Source organism: Isoptericola sp. NPDC056578 (assembly GCF_042793275.1).
Lineage (GTDB): Bacteria > Actinomycetota > Actinomycetes > Actinomycetales > Cellulomonadaceae > Isoptericola.
In genome coordinates, this window is sequence record NZ_JBHTVC010000013.1 from 71,179 (window position 1) to 87,870 (window position 16,692).

Annotated in this window: 14 protein-coding genes; 6 read left to right on the forward strand and 8 right to left on the reverse strand. The window is 74.7% G+C overall.

Translation table 11 applies throughout. From position 1 onward, the window contains the following. Nucleotides 1–185 precede the first annotated feature (185 nt). Nucleotides 186–1,289: a tryptophan--tRNA ligase gene (trpS, locus tag ACFQ80_RS07660; protein WP_430563227.1), complete on the forward strand. Its 1,104-nt coding sequence runs from the start codon at nt 186–188 to the stop codon at nt 1,287–1,289. A 70-nt stretch (nt 1,290–1,359) separates the two neighbouring features. Here trpS and ACFQ80_RS07665 read toward each other — a convergent pair whose 3' ends face one another. Continuing rightward, nucleotides 1,360–3,297: a phosphoenolpyruvate carboxykinase (GTP) gene (locus ACFQ80_RS07665; RefSeq protein WP_430563228.1), complete on the reverse strand. Its 1,938-nt coding sequence runs from the start codon at nt 3,295–3,297 to the stop codon at nt 1,360–1,362. 129 nt (nt 3,298–3,426) lie between these two features. Between ACFQ80_RS07665 and ACFQ80_RS07670 the strand changes: the two genes are divergently transcribed. Then, on the forward strand, nt 3,427–4,911 hold the full coding sequence (locus ACFQ80_RS07670; protein ID WP_430563229.1) for a helix-turn-helix domain-containing protein: 1,485 nt from the start codon (nt 3,427–3,429) through the stop codon (nt 4,909–4,911). Between the two features lie 42 nt (nt 4,912–4,953). On the opposite strand, the gene ACFQ80_RS07675 is transcribed toward ACFQ80_RS07670, so the two are convergent. The 6 genes from ACFQ80_RS07675 to ACFQ80_RS07700 form a co-directional block, all read right to left on the reverse strand. Further along, nucleotides 4,954–5,571, reverse strand: a complete 618-nt coding sequence (locus ACFQ80_RS07675; RefSeq protein ID WP_430563230.1) for a response regulator — start codon at nt 5,569–5,571, stop codon at nt 4,954–4,956. Continuing rightward, entirely contained in the window at nt 5,568–7,352 is a 1,785-nt protein-coding gene (locus ACFQ80_RS07680; protein WP_430563231.1) for an ATP-binding protein, read from the reverse strand. Before ACFQ80_RS07680 ends, ACFQ80_RS07675 begins: the two co-directional genes overlap by 4 nt. A 4-nt stretch (nt 7,353–7,356) precedes the next feature. Beyond that, entirely contained in the window at nt 7,357–8,037 is a 681-nt protein-coding gene (locus ACFQ80_RS07685) for a hypothetical protein (RefSeq protein WP_430563232.1), read from the reverse strand. A 137-nt stretch (nt 8,038–8,174) separates the two neighbouring features. Next, nucleotides 8,175–9,467, reverse strand: coding sequence for a hemolysin family protein (locus ACFQ80_RS07690; RefSeq protein WP_430563233.1), 1,293 nt, complete (start codon nt 9,465–9,467; stop codon nt 8,175–8,177). A gap of 109 nt (nt 9,468–9,576) precedes the next feature. Then, the gene (locus tag ACFQ80_RS07695) at nt 9,577–10,368 is read right to left on the reverse strand and encodes an ABC transporter ATP-binding protein (protein WP_430550637.1); all 792 of its coding nucleotides are present in this window, start codon (nt 10,366–10,368) and stop codon (nt 9,577–9,579) included. A 141-nt stretch (nt 10,369–10,509) separates the two neighbouring features. Then, the gene (locus tag ACFQ80_RS07700; protein WP_430563234.1) at nt 10,510–12,378 is read right to left on the reverse strand and encodes an FAD-dependent oxidoreductase; all 1,869 of its coding nucleotides are present in this window, start codon (nt 12,376–12,378) and stop codon (nt 10,510–10,512) included. A 116-nt stretch (nt 12,379–12,494) separates the two neighbouring features. Between ACFQ80_RS07700 and ACFQ80_RS07705 the strand changes: the two genes are divergently transcribed. Continuing rightward, complete coding sequence (locus tag ACFQ80_RS07705; RefSeq protein WP_430563235.1) at nt 12,495–12,875, forward strand: SgcJ/EcaC family oxidoreductase; 381 nt, start codon at nt 12,495–12,497, stop codon at nt 12,873–12,875. 28 nt (nt 12,876–12,903) lie between these two features. On the opposite strand, the gene ACFQ80_RS07710 is transcribed toward ACFQ80_RS07705, so the two are convergent. Then, nucleotides 12,904–14,238, reverse strand: a complete 1,335-nt coding sequence (locus ACFQ80_RS07710; RefSeq protein ID WP_430550773.1) for an alpha/beta fold hydrolase — start codon at nt 14,236–14,238, stop codon at nt 12,904–12,906. Between the two features lie 62 nt (nt 14,239–14,300). Between ACFQ80_RS07710 and ACFQ80_RS07715 the strand changes: the two genes are divergently transcribed. The 3 genes from ACFQ80_RS07715 to ACFQ80_RS07725 are packed head-to-tail and all read left to right on the forward strand — an operon-like array spanning nt 14,301 to nt 16,550. After that, nucleotides 14,301–15,023: a hypothetical protein gene (locus ACFQ80_RS07715; protein WP_430563236.1), complete on the forward strand. Its 723-nt coding sequence runs from the start codon at nt 14,301–14,303 to the stop codon at nt 15,021–15,023. After that, the gene (locus tag ACFQ80_RS07720; RefSeq protein ID WP_430563237.1) at nt 15,007–15,639 is read left to right on the forward strand and encodes a TetR/AcrR family transcriptional regulator; all 633 of its coding nucleotides are present in this window, start codon (nt 15,007–15,009) and stop codon (nt 15,637–15,639) included. The genes ACFQ80_RS07715 and ACFQ80_RS07720 overlap by 17 nt, the downstream gene beginning before the upstream one ends. A gap of 50 nt (nt 15,640–15,689) precedes the next feature. After that, nucleotides 15,690–16,550 carry an EamA family transporter gene (locus tag ACFQ80_RS07725; RefSeq protein WP_430563238.1) on the forward strand — a complete coding sequence of 287 codons (861 nt, stop codon included), beginning with the start codon at nt 15,690–15,692 and terminating at the stop codon, nt 16,548–16,550. Nucleotides 16,551–16,692: the final 142 nt, after the last annotated feature.

The following is a 16,692-nucleotide window of genomic DNA, read 5'->3' on the forward strand; positions in this document are numbered from 1 at the left end:
GCGTCGTGCCTCGTCCGACCGGGCGTATCCTGGCGCCATGACGACGCGCGCGTGCTGGTGGTGGCTGCCTCCGCAGCCCTGACCCGACGCGCCCACGTCCCCGTCCCGAGCTGCCCGTCGCAGCCGGGACGCCTCTGTGTCCGGACCGGACCGACGGGCGGCGATCCCCCAGAGGAGCCGACCCGATGACCGCACCGACCGTCCTGACCACGCCCACACCCACCCCCACCGCCGCCGTCGCGCAGGCCCGTTCCGCCGAGATCGAGGCCGAGCTGGCGCGCGACCCCGGCCGCTTCCGCGTCCTCACCGGCGACCGGCCGACCGGCGCCCTGCACCTGGGCCACCTGCTCGCCACGCTCGACAACCGGGTGCGTCTGCAGGACGCCGGCGTCGAGGTCGTGCTCGTCGTCGCCGACTACCAGGTCATCACCGACCGCGACGACGCGGGCGACCTGCCCGCCGTCGTGCGCGAGGTGGTGCTCGACTACCTCGCCGCCGGCGTGGACCCGGCGCGCTCCACGGTGTTCACGCACTCGGCCGTGCCGGCGCTGAACCAGCTGCTGCTGCCGTTCCTGTCCCTGGTGAGCGTGGCGGAGCTGGAGCGCAACCCCACCGTGAAGGCGGAGGCCGCGGACGCCGAGAGGCGCCAGGGCCGAGGCATGTCCGGCCTGCTCTTCACGTACCCGGTGCACCAGGCGGCGGACATCCTGTTCTGCCACGGCAACCTCGTGCCCGTGGGGCTGGACCAGCTGCCGCACCTCGAGACGACGCGGACCGTGGCGCGCCGCTTCAACCAGCGCTACGCCGGCGCCCGCCCGTACTTCCCGGAGCCGGACGCCCTGCTCACGCCGTCGTTGACGGTGCTCGGGAACGACGGCGCCAAGATGAGCAAGTCGCGCGGCAACGCGCTGGAGCTGCGGGCCGGCGAGGACGAGACGGTGCGATTCTTCCGGCGCGCCCGCACCGACTCCGAGCGGCACATCTCCTACGACCCGGAGGCGCGGCCCGAGGTGGCGAACCTGCTGCGCATCGGCGCGCACTTCGCGGGCACGACGCCGCAGGACCTGGCCGCGTCGGTCGGGGACGCCGGGGCGGGGCGGCTCAAGGCGGTCGTCACCGACGCCGTCGTCGAGGGCCTGCGCCCGCTGCGCGAGCGGCGGGCCGCGCTGGCGGCCGACGGTCCCGCCGTCGTGCGCGACGTGCTCGCCCGCGGCAACGCGCGGGCGAACGAGGTCGCCGAGCGCACCCTCGCCGACGTCCGCGACCTCATGGGCACGGTCTACGCCTGACCGCGGGCACCGCTCCGAGCGAGAGGGGTCGGGCCCGCCGGTGCCTCTCCGGCGGGCCCGGGTCTGTGGGTCAGGCGCCGAGCCGGTCGCGCAGCAGCGAGAGCTGCGCCCAGAGCTGGTCGGGCACCCGGTCGCCGAAGGTCTCGAAGAACTCCCCGGTGAGGGCCGTCTCCGCGAGCCACGCCTCGACGGGGACGTCGAACAGGGCTGCGACGTCGGCGTCGGACAGGTCGAGGCCGTCCGTGCGCAGCGCGCCCTCCGCGGGCAGCAGGCCGACGGGGGAGTGCACGGCGCCGGCATCGGTGCGCAGGCCGCGCGCCCGGTCGAGCTGGGTGACGATCCACTCGACCACGCGCGAGTTCTCGCCGAACCCGGGCCACAGGAAGCTGCCGTCCTCGCCCTTGCGGAACCAGTTCACCTGGAACACCTTGGGCCGCTTGCCGGCCTCGAGGCCCTTGCCCACCGCGAGCCAGTGCGACCAGTGGTCGGCCATGTTGTAGCCGCAGAACGGCATCATCGCGAACGGGTCGCGACGGAGCTCGCCGACCGTGCCCTCGGCCGCGGCGGTGCGCTCGGAGCTGATCGTGGCGCCCATGAAGACGCCGTGGTCCCAGCTCGTCGCCTGGGTCACGAGCGGCACGTTGGTGGCGCGGCGGCCGCCGAAGACGATCGCGTCGACCGGCACGCCTGCCGGGTCCTCCCAGGTGTCCGCGATCGACGGGCACTGCGCCGCCGACACCGTGAACCGGGAGTTCGGGTGCGCGGCCGGGGTGTCGGAACCGGGCGTCCAGTCGTTCCCCCGCCAGTCGATCAGGTGCGCGGGCGGCTCGGGCGTGAGGCCCTCCCACCACACGTCGCCGTCGTCGGTCAGGGCCACGTTGGTGAAGATCGTGTCGTGCGTGAACGTCTCGACGGCGGTCGGGTTGGTCTCGACGCCCGTGCCGGGCGCGACGCCGAAGAAGCCCGCCTCGGGGTTGATGGCCCGCAGGCGGCCGTCGGGGCCGGGGCGCATCCACACGATGTCGTCGCCGAGGGTCTCGACCGTCCAGCCGGGGATGGTGGGTCGCAGCATGGCGAGGTTCGTCTTGCCGCACGCGCTCGGGAACGCGGCCGCGAGGTGGTACCGGCGCTGCTCCGGCGACGTCACCCGGATGAGCAGCATGTGCTCGGCGAGCCAGCCCTCGTCGCGCGCCATCGCCGACGCGATGCGCAGCGCGAAGCACTTCTTGCCCAGCAGGGCGTTGCCGCCGTAGCCGGAACCGTACGACCAGATCTCGCGCGTCTCGGGGTAGTGGACGATGTACTTCGTGTCGTTGCAGGGCCACGGCACGTCGGCCTCGCCGTCCGCCAGCGGGGCGCCCACCGAGTGCACGGCGGGCACCCACTGCTGCCCGCCGTCGACGAGGTCCAGGACCTGCGGCGAGACGCGGGTCATGACGTGCATCGACACGACGACGTACGGCGAGTCGGTGATCTCGATGCCCACCTGCGAGATCGGCCCGCCGACGGGGCCCATGGAGAACGGCACCACGTACATGGTGCGGCCACGCATCGACCCGGCGAAGACCCCGTCCGGCCCCGTCAGCTCCTGGCGCATCTCCGCGGGGGCGCGCCAGTTGTTCGTCGGGCCGGCGTCCTCCTCGCGCTCCGAGCAGATGAAGGTGCGCGACTCGACGCGGGCGACGTCCGACGGGTTCGACCGGGCGAGGTAGGAGTTCGGCCGCTTCGCCTCGGCCAGCCTGATCAGCGTGCCGGCCTCCACCATCTGGTCGAGCAGGCGCTGCTTCTCGGCGGCGGACCCGTCGCACCACACGATCTCGTCGGGCTGCGTGAGCTCGGCGACCTGGCTCACCCAGGCGCGGAAGTCCTTGCCGCGCGCCCCGGACGCCCCGGACGCGGGCCCGGCGCCCACCTGGCCGCGCGGCGTCGTCGTGCTGGGGGCCAGGGCGTCCGGCGCGAGCTCGGCGATCGCGAGTCGCGTGCGGCGCGGGTTCGCGGTGAAGGTCATCGGGTGCTCCGTCCATCGAGGCCCCGGCGAGCGCTGCCGGGTGGGCTGCCTCCAGCGTCCCTCCTGGCCGTACCTACTTTCCACCGGATCGGCCGTGAAGATCTGCCGATCTTCACGTAGCGTCAAACCATGACTGCCAAGGACGCCGCCGGGGCGGACTCCCCGGACCTCATCACCCTCGGCCGGCGCATCCGGCACGCGCGTACGGCGCGCGGGCTCACGCTCGAGGCGCTGGGGGAGCGGGTGGGCTCGGCGCCGAGCCTGCTGTCCCTGGTCGAGAACGGTCGGCGCGAGCCGCGGCTGTCGCTGCTGCGCTCCATCGCGGACGCCGTCGGCGTGGCCGTGCCCGACCTGCTCGCCGACGAGCCGCCGTCGCGCCGTGCCGAGCTGGAGATCGCCCTGGAGCGCGCGCAGCGCGGCCCGCTCTTCGGGGCGCTCGGCCTGCCGTCGGTCAAGCCCAGCCAGAAGCTGCCGATGCCCGTGCTGGAGCAGCTGGTCGGCCTCCACACCGAGCTGTCGCGGCGCGAGGAGGAGGCGATCGCCACCCCGGAGGAGGCGCGGCGCGCCAACACCGAGCTGCGCCACGAACGCCAGGAGCGGGACAACTACCTGCCGCAGATCGAGGCGCTCGGCGAGGAGCTGACCCACCGCGCCGGGTACGCGGGGGCGGGCGCCCTCACGCACCGCACGGTGGCGCGCATGGCCGAGCAGCTGGGCCTCACCCTCCTGCACGTGGACGACCTCCCGCGCTCGGCGCGGTCGGTCACGGACCTCGAGAACGGCCGGATCTACCTGCCGCCGGCGTCCATCCCGGGCGGGCACGGGCTGCGGTCGCTCGCCCTCCAGGCGATCGCGCACCGCGTGCTGGGGCACGAGCGGCCCCGGAGCTACGCCGAGTTCCTGCGCCAGCGGGTGGAGATCACGTACTTCGCGGCGAGCTGCCTCATCCCCCAGTCGGTGGCCGTGGAGTTCCTGCAGCGCCGCAAGCGCGAGAAGGACCTGGCGGTCGAGGACTTCCGCGACGCGTTCGGCGTCACGCACGAGGCCGCCGCCATGCGCCTGACCAACCTCGCCACCGTGCATCTCGGCATCCCGCTGCACTTCCTGCGCGTGGGCGACGACGGCGCGCTGTTCCGCGGGTACGCGAACGACGGGCTGCCGCTGCCCCAGGACGTGACGGGAGCCATCGAGGGGCAGCTCGTGTGCCGCTGGTGGGCCGGGCGCGAGGCGTTCACGCGCCGCGACCGCGCCACCGAGTCCTACCAGTACACCGACACCCCGGCGGGCACGTTCTGGGACTCGGTCCAGACCGGGACCGGGGCCGACGGGCGGCAGTTCTCCGTCACCGTGGGCGTGCCGTACGCGCACGCGAAGTGGTTCCGCGGCCGCGACACCCAGGTGCGGCACGCCTCCACCTGCCCCGACCCGGCGTGCTGCCAGCGGCCGCCGGCCGAGCTCGCGGAGCGGTGGGACGGCGTCGCCTGGCCCAGCGCGCGGATGCACCAGCAGGTGCTCGCGGCCCTGCCGCGCGGCGCGTTCCCCGGCGTCGACGACACCGACGTCTTCGCCTTTCTGCAGCGCCACGCGCCGCGCGACGCGGCGGCCCAGGCGTGACGGGTCGGTCGTCGTGACGCCCGGACAGGCGGACCGGACGGGTCACCCGTACTGGTCTCGGGCGATCCTCGCGGCCTCTGCGCGGTTCGCCACCCCCAGCTTCGCGAGGAGTACCGAGACGTTGTTGCTGACGGTCTTGCCGGACAGGGAGAGGCGCTCGGCGATCTGCCGGTTCGACAGGCCACGTGCCACGAGATCGAGGACGTCGAGCTCTCGCGGGGTCAATCCGTACGGGTCGTCCTTCGCCGGCGGGCGGAGAAGTCCCACGGCCGGAACGACGCTCGACCCGAGGACCACCGCACCGAGCACCGCCGCGCGGACGGCGGCCACCAGCTGCGCGGGGCTGGCGTCCTTGACGACGTAGCCGGCCGCTCCGGCCGCGACAGCCTCGCGGACGAGCCCTTCGTCGTCGTACATGGTGACGACCACGATCCGGATCGACGGCGACGTCGCTGCGACCTGCCTCACGACGTCGAGCCCGTCGCCGTCCGGCAGGCCCAGGTCGAGGAGCGCGACGTCCGGTGCGAGAGCCGCGATGACCGAGAGCGCCTCGGCCGCCCCCGCGGCCCCGGCGACGACGTCGAACCCCTCGGACTCGAGCAACGAGACGAGCCCGTGGCGGAAGACCGGGTGATCGTCGACGACGACGACGCGTGTCATGAGGGCCCGCTCGTGTCGATGGGCAACCAGCACCGCAACACCGTCCCGCCGCCGACAGCCCGCATGATCCGGACGCTCCCGCCGAGCTCGGCCGCGCGTTCTCGCGCCGAGGTCAGGCCCACGCCGTCCCGGGCGTCCTCGGGGAAGCCGAGACCGTCGTCGGTCACCTCGATGTCGAAGCGCGAGTCCCCGTGGCGCAACCGGATGTCGCACACGGTCGCCCCGGCATGACGGCGGACGTTGGTGACCGCCTCCTGGACGATGCGGTAGGCGGCCGCCTCCACCGCGGCGGGGAGCGTCGGTCCGACGTCGGCGTCGAGCCTCACCGTCGGGTACCCGTCTGCCGCGACGAGGCGGTCACGCAGCGCCTGCACGAGACCGCGGGCGTCCAGCTCGGGCGGGCGCATGTCGTAGGCGACCTCACGGAGTCGACGTGACGCCGCGCCCAGCTCCGCCGCCAGGCGATGCGCGAGCTCGACGGTCCGAGGGTCGCCGTCGGTCGCGTACCGCTCGAGTGCCGCCGCGGACAGCCCGAGACCGCTGAACGTCGGGGCGAGGTCGTCGTGAAGGTACCCCCGCACACGCTTCCGCTCCTCTTCCCGAGCAAGGACCGTGCGTGATCGGGACCCTACGAGCGCCTCGAGCGCCCGCGCTCCGTCGAGCGCGGGCCCGGCGTACGCGCAGATCCGCTGGATCACCGCTTGGTCCGCTCGGGTCAACGTCTGCTCCCCGGGCCGTGGCGTGACGAAGACCCGAGCGAGCTGCTCGCCGCGGTACACCACGACGAACTCCGACGGCGGCGCATCGGTCGGCGCCCCCGACTCGACGCGAACGGTCCCGTCCGTGTCCATCGACACGTGCGCGGCGCCGGTCACGGACGCGATCGTGCGCACGACGGTCTCCGGGACCTCGCGGATCTCGTGGCGCGCGGCGAGCAGCTCGTCGAGGTCGTCGATCGCGTTCAGCGGATCCCGTCGGCGCCCGTAGACCACGAGCTCCGCCCACCGCGACGCGATCCTCCAGCCGGGGACCGCGACGAGGACGGCTGCCAGTGCCCCGCCCCACGCGGGGGCAGGAGGCGCCGCGCCTCGGGTGAGGGCGGTCGAGACCACGACGGCGCCCGCCGCCGCCAGGCCCGTGAGGCCGACAGCGAGCACCCAGCGCAGCGCGCGATCCAGGTTCGCCGACCTCGGGGCGACCACACCGAGCGAGAACCCGAGGCCCGGGAGGACGAGGAGAGCGGTGGCGAGGGTCGACGTGTCTTCCTCCGTCGTCAGCCCACCGGCGATGGCGAGCGCCACGACGAGGAAGGCCACCACCATGGCGGAGACCGCGGTGAGCACCCAGCGGACCTGTTGTCGTGCGCGGGCGTCCGACCGGGTGCGGTAGCGGACGATCTGTCCCCAGGCGAGCAACGGCCAGGTGAGGGCGTAGTGCCAGGGCCACCATGGCTGCTCCTCGAGGCGCATCCCGCTGAGGAGGTTCGTCGCCTGCAGGCCGATGGCGACGCCGACGACCGCTCCGAGCCAGCGTGGTGCGCAACGCCCGTCGGGGTAGGTCGCCATGAGGACGGCGTAGCAGCTCTGGACGATCGCGACGGCGAGGCCGACCGTCGCTCGCTCGCCGTCCGGATCGAGCGCCAGCGCGGCGTTCGCCAGGACGAGCAGCGCTGTCGGCACGACGACCCACCCGGCCCGGCGACGCAGCCCCGCCCAGAGGACCAGGCCGGCCGCCGGCCATGAGACCACCTGGACCGCGAGCTGCGTCGCGCTCATCGCCATGAGTTCATGATGCCGAACGAGAGGCCCGCAGCGCCCAGGTTCCGGCGGCGAGCAGGTACGGGGGGAGCAGGACGACGCCTGCCGGCACTCCCGTGAAGAGCATGCCGACGCTGACCACCGCGAAGGCCGACCCGAGCGCCAGCAGCCAGCGCGGGAGGATGTGGCGCCCTGCGATCGACACCACCGCGAGGAACCCCGCGAGCGCGATGCCCGCCAGGGTCGCGAACGCCTGGGGCACCACGAACAGCCCCTGGACGACGGCCGACTGCGCTCCTGCGCTCGCCCCCGACCCTGAGATGTAGTCGTTGACGAAGGCGCTCTGGACGACGGCCGCGAGGCCGCTCCCCAACAGCCCCACGCCGACCATGGCCACGAACGGCGGCAGCGCCACGGCGCTCGCGGAACCCCGACGCACCAGGTGGGCGGCGAGGCCCGACAGGGCGACGACGGTGAGCACGGTGACCGCCGTGAAGACGATCGCCCGCACCGCGGCGAGCGGGAGCTCCTCCGCCATCTGTGCCGGGGTCGGGTACTCGGGCAGGGGTTGGGCGTTCAGGAGGTGCAGCACCTGGTTGATCCCGAACGATGACAGGTGGATGGCGGCCCCGACGACCCCGGCGACCCCCGCGGCTCGAAGGACGGCCTTCGGCGTGGCGGTCGTGCCGTCGCTGCGGACGATGGTCATGGCTCTCTCCTCTCGGCGCCCGCGCTCGGACACGCGGCTCCGACGAGTAGATCCGCCTGGTTTCCCGGTCGGCCAGGGGCGACGATTCCCGGCTGCGCCCCCGGGCCTGGCCGGGGGCGGCCCTCGTCGGTGCGGGTTCAGGCCCCGCCGTCGAGCCGCACCTCGCGGATCCGGCGGTCGTCGACGGCCGTGACGTGCAGCGCGTGGGCGCCGCCCTCGTGGTCGTCGTCGTCGAGCACCACCACGTCGCCCTCCTCGGCGAGCCGTCCGAGCCGGGCGAGGACGTAGCCCGCGACGGTCTCGTAGGGGCCGTCGGGCAGCTCGACGCCGGTGAGGCGGGCGAAGTCCTCGATCGTGAGGCCGGCGTCGTAGGTCCCCGCCACGTGCACCGCGGCGAGCGGGTCGTGCTCGTCGCGGATGTCGCCGACGAGCTCCTCGACGAGGTCCTCGAGCGTGACGATCCCGTCGGTCCCGCCGTACTCGTCGAGGACGAGGGCGAGGTGCGTGCGGGTGCGCTGCATCTCGGCGAGGGTCGGCAGCAGCCGTCCGGTCGCGGGCAGGTCGAGCACCGGGCGGGCCACGTCGCGCACGGTGCGCCGGGTGCCGGACGGCGCCCCCGCGCCGCGGGCGAGGTCGCGCACGTGCACGAAGCCGAGCACGTCGTCGACGTCCTCGCCGGCGACGGGGTACCGCGAGTAGGGCAGGTCGCGCGTGCGCTCCTCGGCCTCGGCGAGCGACAGATCGGCCCGGAGGAAGACGACGTCTCCCCGCGGCCGCATCACCTCGCCCAGGGTGCGCTCCGAGGCGGCGAAGACGTCCGAGAGGATGCGCCGCTCGTCCTCGTGCAGGCCCGGGTGGGCGGCGACGAGGTCGCGCAGCTCCTGCTCGCTGATCTCCTCCGAGCGCAGGCTCGGGTCGCCGCCCAGCAGGCGGACGACGGCGTCGGTCGACCGGGACAGCAGCCAGATGACGGGCCGCATCAGCACGGCGAAGCGGTCCAGCGGCGGGCCCACGGCGAGCGCGACCTGCGCGGTGCGCTGCAGCGCGATCCGCTTGGGCACGAGCTCGCCGAGCACGAGCGACAGGTAGGCGATGACGAGGGTGAGGCCGACGAGAGCGACCGTCGCCGCGGCGCCCTCGGGGAGCCCCGCGGACTCGAGCGCCGGGGCGACGTCGGGCGCCAGGGTGGACGCGCCGTACGCGGCGGAGAAGAAGCCCGCCACGGTGACGCCGATCTGCACGGCCGCCAGGAAGCGGTTCGGGTCGCGGGCGATCGCCGCCACCCGGCGGCCCCGCGGGCCGCTGCGCTCGAGCTGGTCGATCTGCGTGCCCCGCAGCGAGACCAGCGCGAACTCGGTCCCGGCGAACACACCGCCCAGGAGCACGAAGAGCAGGACGAGCGCGATGTTCCACCAGGTGTCCGCGTCCACCGGGGTCCTCTCTGTCGGTCGCCGGCCGAGGCGCCGACGGTCGCCCCGGTGTCGTCACCCGGTGAACGCGTCGCGGTGCGGCCCGGTTCCGACGGACCGGGCGGGCGGGTCAGCGGAAGCGCTGCGCCGCCAGGGGAGCCGCCTCGGCGAGGCCGCGCACGGCGGGGTGCGCGTCGTCGTCGGTGCCGCCGGCCAGGACGTCGTTCATCGGGCCGGACGCCACGAACGTGCCGTCCGCGAGCACGTGCACTGTCGGGCACAGCCGGCCGACCAGCTCGACGTCGTGCGAGACCAGCAGCACGGCGGTGCCCTCGGCGCGGGTGGCGTCGGTGAGCCGGCGCACGATCTCGCCGCGCATCGCCGGGTCGACGGCGGTGAGCGGCTCGTCGAGGAGCAGCGCCTGGGGGCGGGTGGCCAGCGCGAGCGCGAGCGCGAGGCGCTGCTTCTCCCCGCCCGAGAGGGAGTAGACGGCGCGCCTCGCGAGCTGCGGCTCGAGCGCGACGTCGTCCAGCAGGTCCGCCACGGTGCGGCCGCTGGCGCGGCCGGCCTTGCGGGCGTCGGTCAGGGCGCCGGAGACGGCGCGCTCCACGGTCCAGCGCGGGTCGACGTCGAGCCCGTTCTGCGCGACCGTGCGCACCGCCGCGCGGAACTTCTTCTTGTCCCGCCGGCCGAGCTTGGCGACCGTGCGGCCCTGGAACGTCACGTGCCCCTCGCGGATGCGCAGCTGCCCCAGCAGCGCCTGCACCAGCGTCGACTTCCCGGCGCCCGACTCGCCCACCACGCCCACCGGCTCCGCCCCGGGCAGCAGCTCCAGGTCGATCCCCTCCAGGATCGCGGGGCCGCCGTAGCCGACCACCAGGTCGGTCGCGCGCAGGATCGGGGTGGGGGAGGTCGAGCTCATGCTGGTGTCACCTTCGTGTGTGCGTGCGCCGGACGACGGGGCCGGCCCGGTTGTCCGACGAACGACGGTACCCCGCGGTTCCCGCCGCCCTCGGCGACCGAGGGCGGCGGGACTGCTCACGGCGTGGTCACGACGGCATCGTCAGACGGCGGCCAGCACCGCCTCGGCGGGCTCCTCGGGCCCCTCGGGCGCCACGGCCGGTCCCCGGCCGAGGACCGCGGACAGGGCGTGCGCGAGCCACTCCCGCGCCTCGGCCGCCGTGGCGGGCGCGCTCGCCCGGCGGGCGGCGACGTGCAGGTCCGGGCGGACCAGGAGCACCCCGGAGTCCTCGGTCTCCCGCAGGTCCGCCCACGTCCCGTAGGGGTCCTCGACGGGCCGGCCGGGTCCGACCGCGACGGTCGTGAGGTCGAGCCCGAGCTCCGTGCCGAGCTCCCGTGCGGCGTCGACCCACGCCTCGCCGCCGATCCCGGTGACGACGGCGAACCGGCCCTGCCCGACGAGGTCGAGGGTCGACGTCCGGGTGCCGTCGACGGTCACCCAGGTGTGCGGGATCCGCGCGCCCGGCCACGTGGTGGGCTGGGCGTAGAGCTCGGGGTCGAGCGCGTACTCCGGCTCCGGCGTGCCGTCCGGCAGGACCGCGCCCGAGGCGTACCGGTGGTTGTGCTCCACGCCGTGCGCGTCGAACTCGTACTGCTTGTACGCGATCGCCTCGCGCAGCGCGGCGCGCACCCGCTCGCCGTCCGCGCCCGGCGCCTTGCGGAGCTCCAGCTGGGCCTCGAGCCGCGCGGGGTCGCTCGTGTCCTCGAGCTCCAGCGCGGCCAGGATGCGGCCCGTGTCGGCGATGCTCTGGTTGGCGCGCTCGACGATCTGCTTCGCGACGGGTGCCCGCTCGGCGTCGTAGGAGTCGAGCAGCGCCGGGTCCGCCGTCCCGGCGACGACGTGGGCGAGCTTCCAGGCGAGGTTGTAGGAGTCCTGGATCGAGGTGTTGGAGCCCAGCCCGTTCGTCGGAGGGTGCCGGTGGACGGCGTCCCCCACGCAGAAGACGCGCCCCTTCGCCAGGGTCGTGGCGTAGTGGTGGTTCACGGTCCAGGGGGACGCCGACTTCACGCGCATCTCGAAGTCGTCGGTGCCCACGAGGTTCACGGCGAGCTCGCGCACGAACTCGTCGGTGAGCTCCGGCGGCCCGGCGGCGACCTCGTAGCCCCACATGACCATCCACTCGTTCCAGGGCTTGATCATGCGCAGCACGCCCAGCCCCACGCCCTCGCGCTCCGCGCCCGGCTGGAGCATCCAGTAGAGGACGGACGGCCGGTGGGCCACGAAGCGGGAGAGGTCCGCCTCGAACACGATGCTCAGGGACCCGCCGACCGCTCCGGGGCCCTCGTAGGGCAGGTCCAGGTGCTCGGCCACCCGGCTCCGGGCACCGTCGGCGCCGACGAGGTAGCGCGAGCGCACCCGGTAGGTCGCCCCGGTGAGCCGGTCGCGGACGGTGGTGGTGACGCCGTCGGCGTCCTGCACGTGGTCGACGTACTCGGTGTCGAAGCGCACGGTCGCGCCGCGCTCCTGCGCCGCCTGCACGAGGATCGGCTCGGTGATGGTCTGCGGGGCGTCGACCATCGGGCACGGGCTCTGCAGCTCGTACCGGGCGCGGCGCGCGGTGTCGGTGCCCCAGGACGGGATGCGGCCGAGCTCCTCGCCCGCCAGGCTCGTGCAGAACGTCGTGTTGCCCATCGAGTCCCACGGCGTCGCCTCGGCCAGCAGCGCGTCCTCGAGGCCCATGTCGCGCAGCGCCTCCATCGTGCGCTGGTTGGTGATGTGCGCGCGGGGGCTGTCGGCGAGGCGGCCGTACTTGGTCACCACCATGACGCGCGTGCCGTACGTCGCCAGGAAGAGGGCCGCCGAGGCGCCCGCGGGGCCGGTCCCGACGACGAGGACGTCGGTCTCGAGCACGGGGTCCTCGAGCACCAGGTCCTCGGGCGCAGGGGGTGTGGGCACGGGGTCGTGGGTCATCGGCGATCAGCTCCTGAGGTTCGGGGTCGACGCACCGCACGGTAGCGAAAATGTCCCTCCACCTGCAGCGACGTCCCGCTCGGGTGAGCGACCCGCGCGGAGGTCATACTGCGTGGATGGTGGACCGGGAGTCGGTACGCAGGTGGGTCGCCGGGTACGAGACGGCGTGGCGCGACAGCGACGCCGACGCCGTCGCGCGGCTGTTCACGCCCGACGCGCGGTACGCGCGCTCGCCCTACGACGCCGAGGAGCTCGTGGGCCACGACGCGATCCGCGGGTTCTGGACCGTCGACGAGGACGCCGCGTTCACGATGACGGCCGAGCCTGTCGCCGTCGATGGCGACGTCGCCGTCGTCCGGCTCGAGGTGCGCTACACCGCGCCCGACGAGCAGGAGTACCGCGACCTGTGGGTGCTGCGCTTCGCCGACGACGGACGCGTCACCGACTTCGAGGAGTGGGCGTACTGGCCGGGGAAGGCCTGGACGGCGTCGCCCTGAGCGGCGCGACGCCGTCCCGCCCGCACGGTCACGGGCGCGCGCCTCCGCGGGCGTCCGTGCGGGCGAGGAGCTTGCCGAACACGTCGCCCAGGCGCAGGCCGTCGTGCTCGAACTCGTTGGTCACCCAGGCGCGCGCGTTCCCGACGTGCGCTGCGGTCTCCAGGGAGAGGCCCGCGTCGACGAACATGTCGTCGTGGTAGACGGCGGCCTCGAGCGGCACGTCGTTGCGGGCGAGGACGTCGAGGTCGTACAGGTCGTCCCAGCCGGTGCGCGCCGCCAGCGCCTCGGCGGCGGGCCGGAACGGGCGCAGCTCCGCGAGCTGCTCGAACATCCAGGGGTAGATCATCTCGCCGGTGAACAGCAGGGGGCGGGCGCCGGCGTCGAACGCCGCGTCGTCCTCGCGCACCCGCTGCGCCGCCCACGCCGTGGCACCGGTGCCGGACTGCGCGTAGATCGACTCGTGCAGGACGGCGTACATCGGGTTGGTGGCGAAGCCCGTGGCGGCCTCGACCTCGGCGAGGAACGTGTCGCTCAGGTCGTCCGACCCGTGGTCGAACGCCTCGTCGACGATCCAGTGCACGCGCTCGAAGCCCGGCCCCATGCCGAACGCCATCCCGAGGGTCTGGAACCGCTCGACCGTGAGCAGGTCCCCGCCGGGCAGGCGGACGTCGCCCGCCGCGATCCGGTCCGCGATGCGTGCCACGCGATCGACGTCGTCGGGGTAGCGCTCGCGGTAGAGCGCGTTCTTGGCGACGACGCGCGGCTGGGTGCGGCGGTAGACGTCCTCGGCGCTCGCCGTGAGCCCGGCGAGGCCGCCGGTGACGTACGACGCCGCCACCCCCTCGGGGGCCCGCGACAGGTACGTGAGGGTGAGGAAGCCGCCGTAGGACTGGCCGAGCGTCGACCAGCGGCGGCCGCCGTAGACGGTGGTCCGCACGTGCTCGGCGTCGGCGACGATCGAGTCGGCGCGGAAGTGTGCCAGGTGCTCGGCCTGGGCCTCGGCCGGGCCCAGCGCGGTGAGCGCACCCGCCCGGACCGCCGTCGAGCGGCCGGTGCCGCGCTGGTCGAGCAGCACCACCCGGAACCGCTTGAGGGCCTCGCCCACCCAGCCGTCGGGGCCGGTCGGGCGCGGTCCCTTGCCGCCCGGGCCGCCCTGGAGGAAGACGAGCAGCGGCAGGTCGTCGGCCTTCCGCGGCGGATCGACCAGCTCGCGGACGAAGAGGGAGATCGTGCGGCCGTCGTCGGGGTGCGCCCAGTCCAGCGGCACCGTGAGGGTGCGGTCGGTGACGTGGACGCCGGGGAGCGTGTACGCGCGCACCGAGGTGGGTGCCGAGGCGGTCGTGGTGGTCGCGGTGCCGGTGATGCTCACGGGGGCAAGGGTAGGCCGGGTTGCATTATTGGAGTGCGTGCTCCAACAATTGTGCCGTGCCGATCACCGCTCCGTCCGAGGTGCGCCAGCCCCGCTGGGTGCCGCTGCTCCTGCTGCTCGCGACCGTCGCCGTCGGCGTCGGGCTGGGCTTCGCGCTCCCGCCGCTCGCCCGGTGGCTGCACGGGGTCCTCGAGAGCACCCCGTTGCCGAGCCTCGGCCCCGTCGAGCTCCTCGCGGGCCTGCCCCTCGTCTGGTCCGTGCCCGTCCTCGGCGGGCTGGGCGTGGTGGGGGGTGTCCTCCTGGCGCTGAGCACGGTCGGGGAGGCGCTGCGGCTCACCGTCGCCGACGACCACCTGGAGCACCGCACGGACGACCGGGAGGGCTGGGTCGAGCGGGCCGACGTCGGCGACGTCTTCCGCGACGGCCGGTACCTCGTCCTGCTCGGCCGGACCGGCGCCCCCCGGGAACGTCTGGACGCGGACACGCTGCGGCCCGACGAGCTCCGGGCCGCGTTCGAGGGGCACGGATGGCCGTGGCGCGACGCCGACCCGCACGAGCGCGCGTACGAGCGGTGGATGGACGGCCGGCCCGGGTTCTCGGCCGCCGAGCACGCCCTGCTGCGCCGTCGGCTCGCCGAGCGCAAGGACGCCGCGGCGGTGGCGGAGATCGACGAGGCGCTCGCCGCCCACGGCCTCGCGGCGCGCGTCCGCGACGACCGGCTCCAGGTGCGGAGGGTCGGCGTCGTGCCCGCGAAGGACGCCCGTGGCGCGCAGGGTTGACCCGGAGCGGCACGAGGCGCGCCGCCTGCAGATCGTCCTGGCCGGGCTGACGGTGCTGGCCGAGCGCGGCTACGAGGGCGCGACGACGGCCGCGATCTGCCGCGAGGCGGGGATCGGGTCGGGGACGTTCTTCCACTACTTCGCGACCAAGACGGAGCTGGTCCTGGCGATCCTCGAGCTCGGTACGGCCGACACGGTCGAGAAGGCGGCGGCCCTCGAGGGCCGCACCGACCCGCTCGCCGTCCTCCTCGAGCTCGCGGGCTCGTGGGCCGACGACGCCGCCGACCCGCGCATCCCCGGGTTCGTCCGAGCCGTCGCGGGCGTCATGCACCTGCCCGCCGTCGCCGACGCCCTGGCGGCGGACGACCGCGCCCAGCGCGACCTGCTCCTGCCGTGGATCGAGCGCGGCCAGGCCACGGGCGAGGTCCGCGCCGACCTCCCGCCCGCCCGTATCGCCTCCTGGCTCGCCCTGCTCTCCGGAGGCTTCCTCGAACGGGTCGCGACCGACCCCGACTTCACCGTCGACGGCGAGCGCGCCCTCCTGGTCGCCACGGCGCGGGCGTTCCTGGCCGGCCCCACGGGAGCCGCGGATGCGACCACGGGGCCCCGCCGCTAGGCAGGAGGGGTGCCCGGCCACCGCCGTCGTCCCGCCCTCCGTCCGCCCCGGTGAACGTGGGCGTCCTGCTCGCGCTCGCGTCGGCGCTCCTGTACGGCGTGTCGGACGTGGTGGGCGGCGTCGTCTCGCGGCGGATGCCGTTCGTCCGGGTCGCGCTCTGGGGCCAGGGGGGAGGCCTCGTCGCGACGCTCCTCGCGGCGCCGTTCGCGGGCGGTACGGGGCCGGCGTCGGCCGACCTGCTGTGGGGCGGGCTGTCCGGCATGGGCACCGGGGTCGCGATGGTCGCGCTGTTCCGGGGGATGAGCCGGGGCGCCATGTCCCTGGTGGTGCCCGTGAGCGCCGTGGGCGGCCTCGCCCTGCCGGCCGTCGCCGCGGCGCTGGTCCTCGGGGAGCGTCCCGGGGCGTGGACGTGGGCCGGGGTGCTGCTGGCGCTGCCCGCGCTCTGGCTGGTCGCGCGGGGCGGCCCGGGCGCGCCGGCGGGGGACGCCCTGGCGGTGCGCGACGGCCTGACCGCGAGCGTCGGCATCGGCGTGCAGTACATCGCCCTCGCCCAGGCCGGAGGAGGTTCGGGCGTCTGGCCCGTGGCCGCGGGCCGGGTGACGGCGGTCGCGTGCGTCGGTGTGCTCGCGCTCCTGGCGCTCCGGCGCCCGCCCGCAGAACCGCGCCCGGCGCCTACCCCGGCCCTGCGCCTCGCGGCGGCCTCCAGCGGCGTCCTGGCCGCCGCGGCCCTCGTCTGCTACCTGCTCGCCGCGCGGACCGAGCTCGTCGCGGTGGCGGTGACCCTGTCGGCGCTCTACCCGGTGGTCCCGGTCCTGGTGGGCCTCACCCTCCTGCACGAACGGCTCACCCGCCGCCAGGCCCTCGGCCTCGCCCTGGCCCTCGCCGCCTCGCTCCTCGTCGTCGGCCCCTGACGACCACCCGCGCACGGTCCACAGCACCAGCAGGCAGCATCCCCACGTGCAGGAGACCGAAACGACAAGCTGAGGGGACGGCATCGCTTCGCCCGGACGCGTTCACGGGCGCCAGGGCGCCCTCCACTTCGGGAGGGATACG

Bases quoted from the DNA above. Each gene is read 5' to 3' on its own strand.
- trpS (WP_430563227.1), top strand. From the start codon at position 186: ATGACCGCACCGACCGTCCTGACCACGCCCACACCCACCCCCACCGCC.
- ACFQ80_RS07665 (WP_430563228.1), bottom strand. From the start codon at position 3,297: ATGACCTTCACCGCGAACCCGCGCCGCACGCGACTCGCGATCGCCGAG.
- ACFQ80_RS07670 (WP_430563229.1), top strand. From the start codon at position 3,427: ATGACTGCCAAGGACGCCGCCGGGGCGGACTCCCCGGACCTCATCACC.
- ACFQ80_RS07675 (WP_430563230.1), bottom strand. From the start codon at position 5,571: ATGACACGCGTCGTCGTCGTCGACGATCACCCGGTCTTCCGCCACGGG.
- ACFQ80_RS07680 (WP_430563231.1), bottom strand. From the start codon at position 7,352: ATGGCGATGAGCGCGACGCAGCTCGCGGTCCAGGTGGTCTCATGGCCG.
- ACFQ80_RS07685 (WP_430563232.1), bottom strand. From the start codon at position 8,037: ATGACCATCGTCCGCAGCGACGGCACGACCGCCACGCCGAAGGCCGTC.
- ACFQ80_RS07695 (WP_430550637.1), bottom strand. From the start codon at position 10,368: ATGAGCTCGACCTCCCCCACCCCGATCCTGCGCGCGACCGACCTGGTG.
- ACFQ80_RS07700 (WP_430563234.1), bottom strand. From the start codon at position 12,378: ATGACCCACGACCCCGTGCCCACACCCCCTGCGCCCGAGGACCTGGTG.
- ACFQ80_RS07705 (WP_430563235.1), top strand. From the start codon at position 12,495: ATGGTGGACCGGGAGTCGGTACGCAGGTGGGTCGCCGGGTACGAGACG.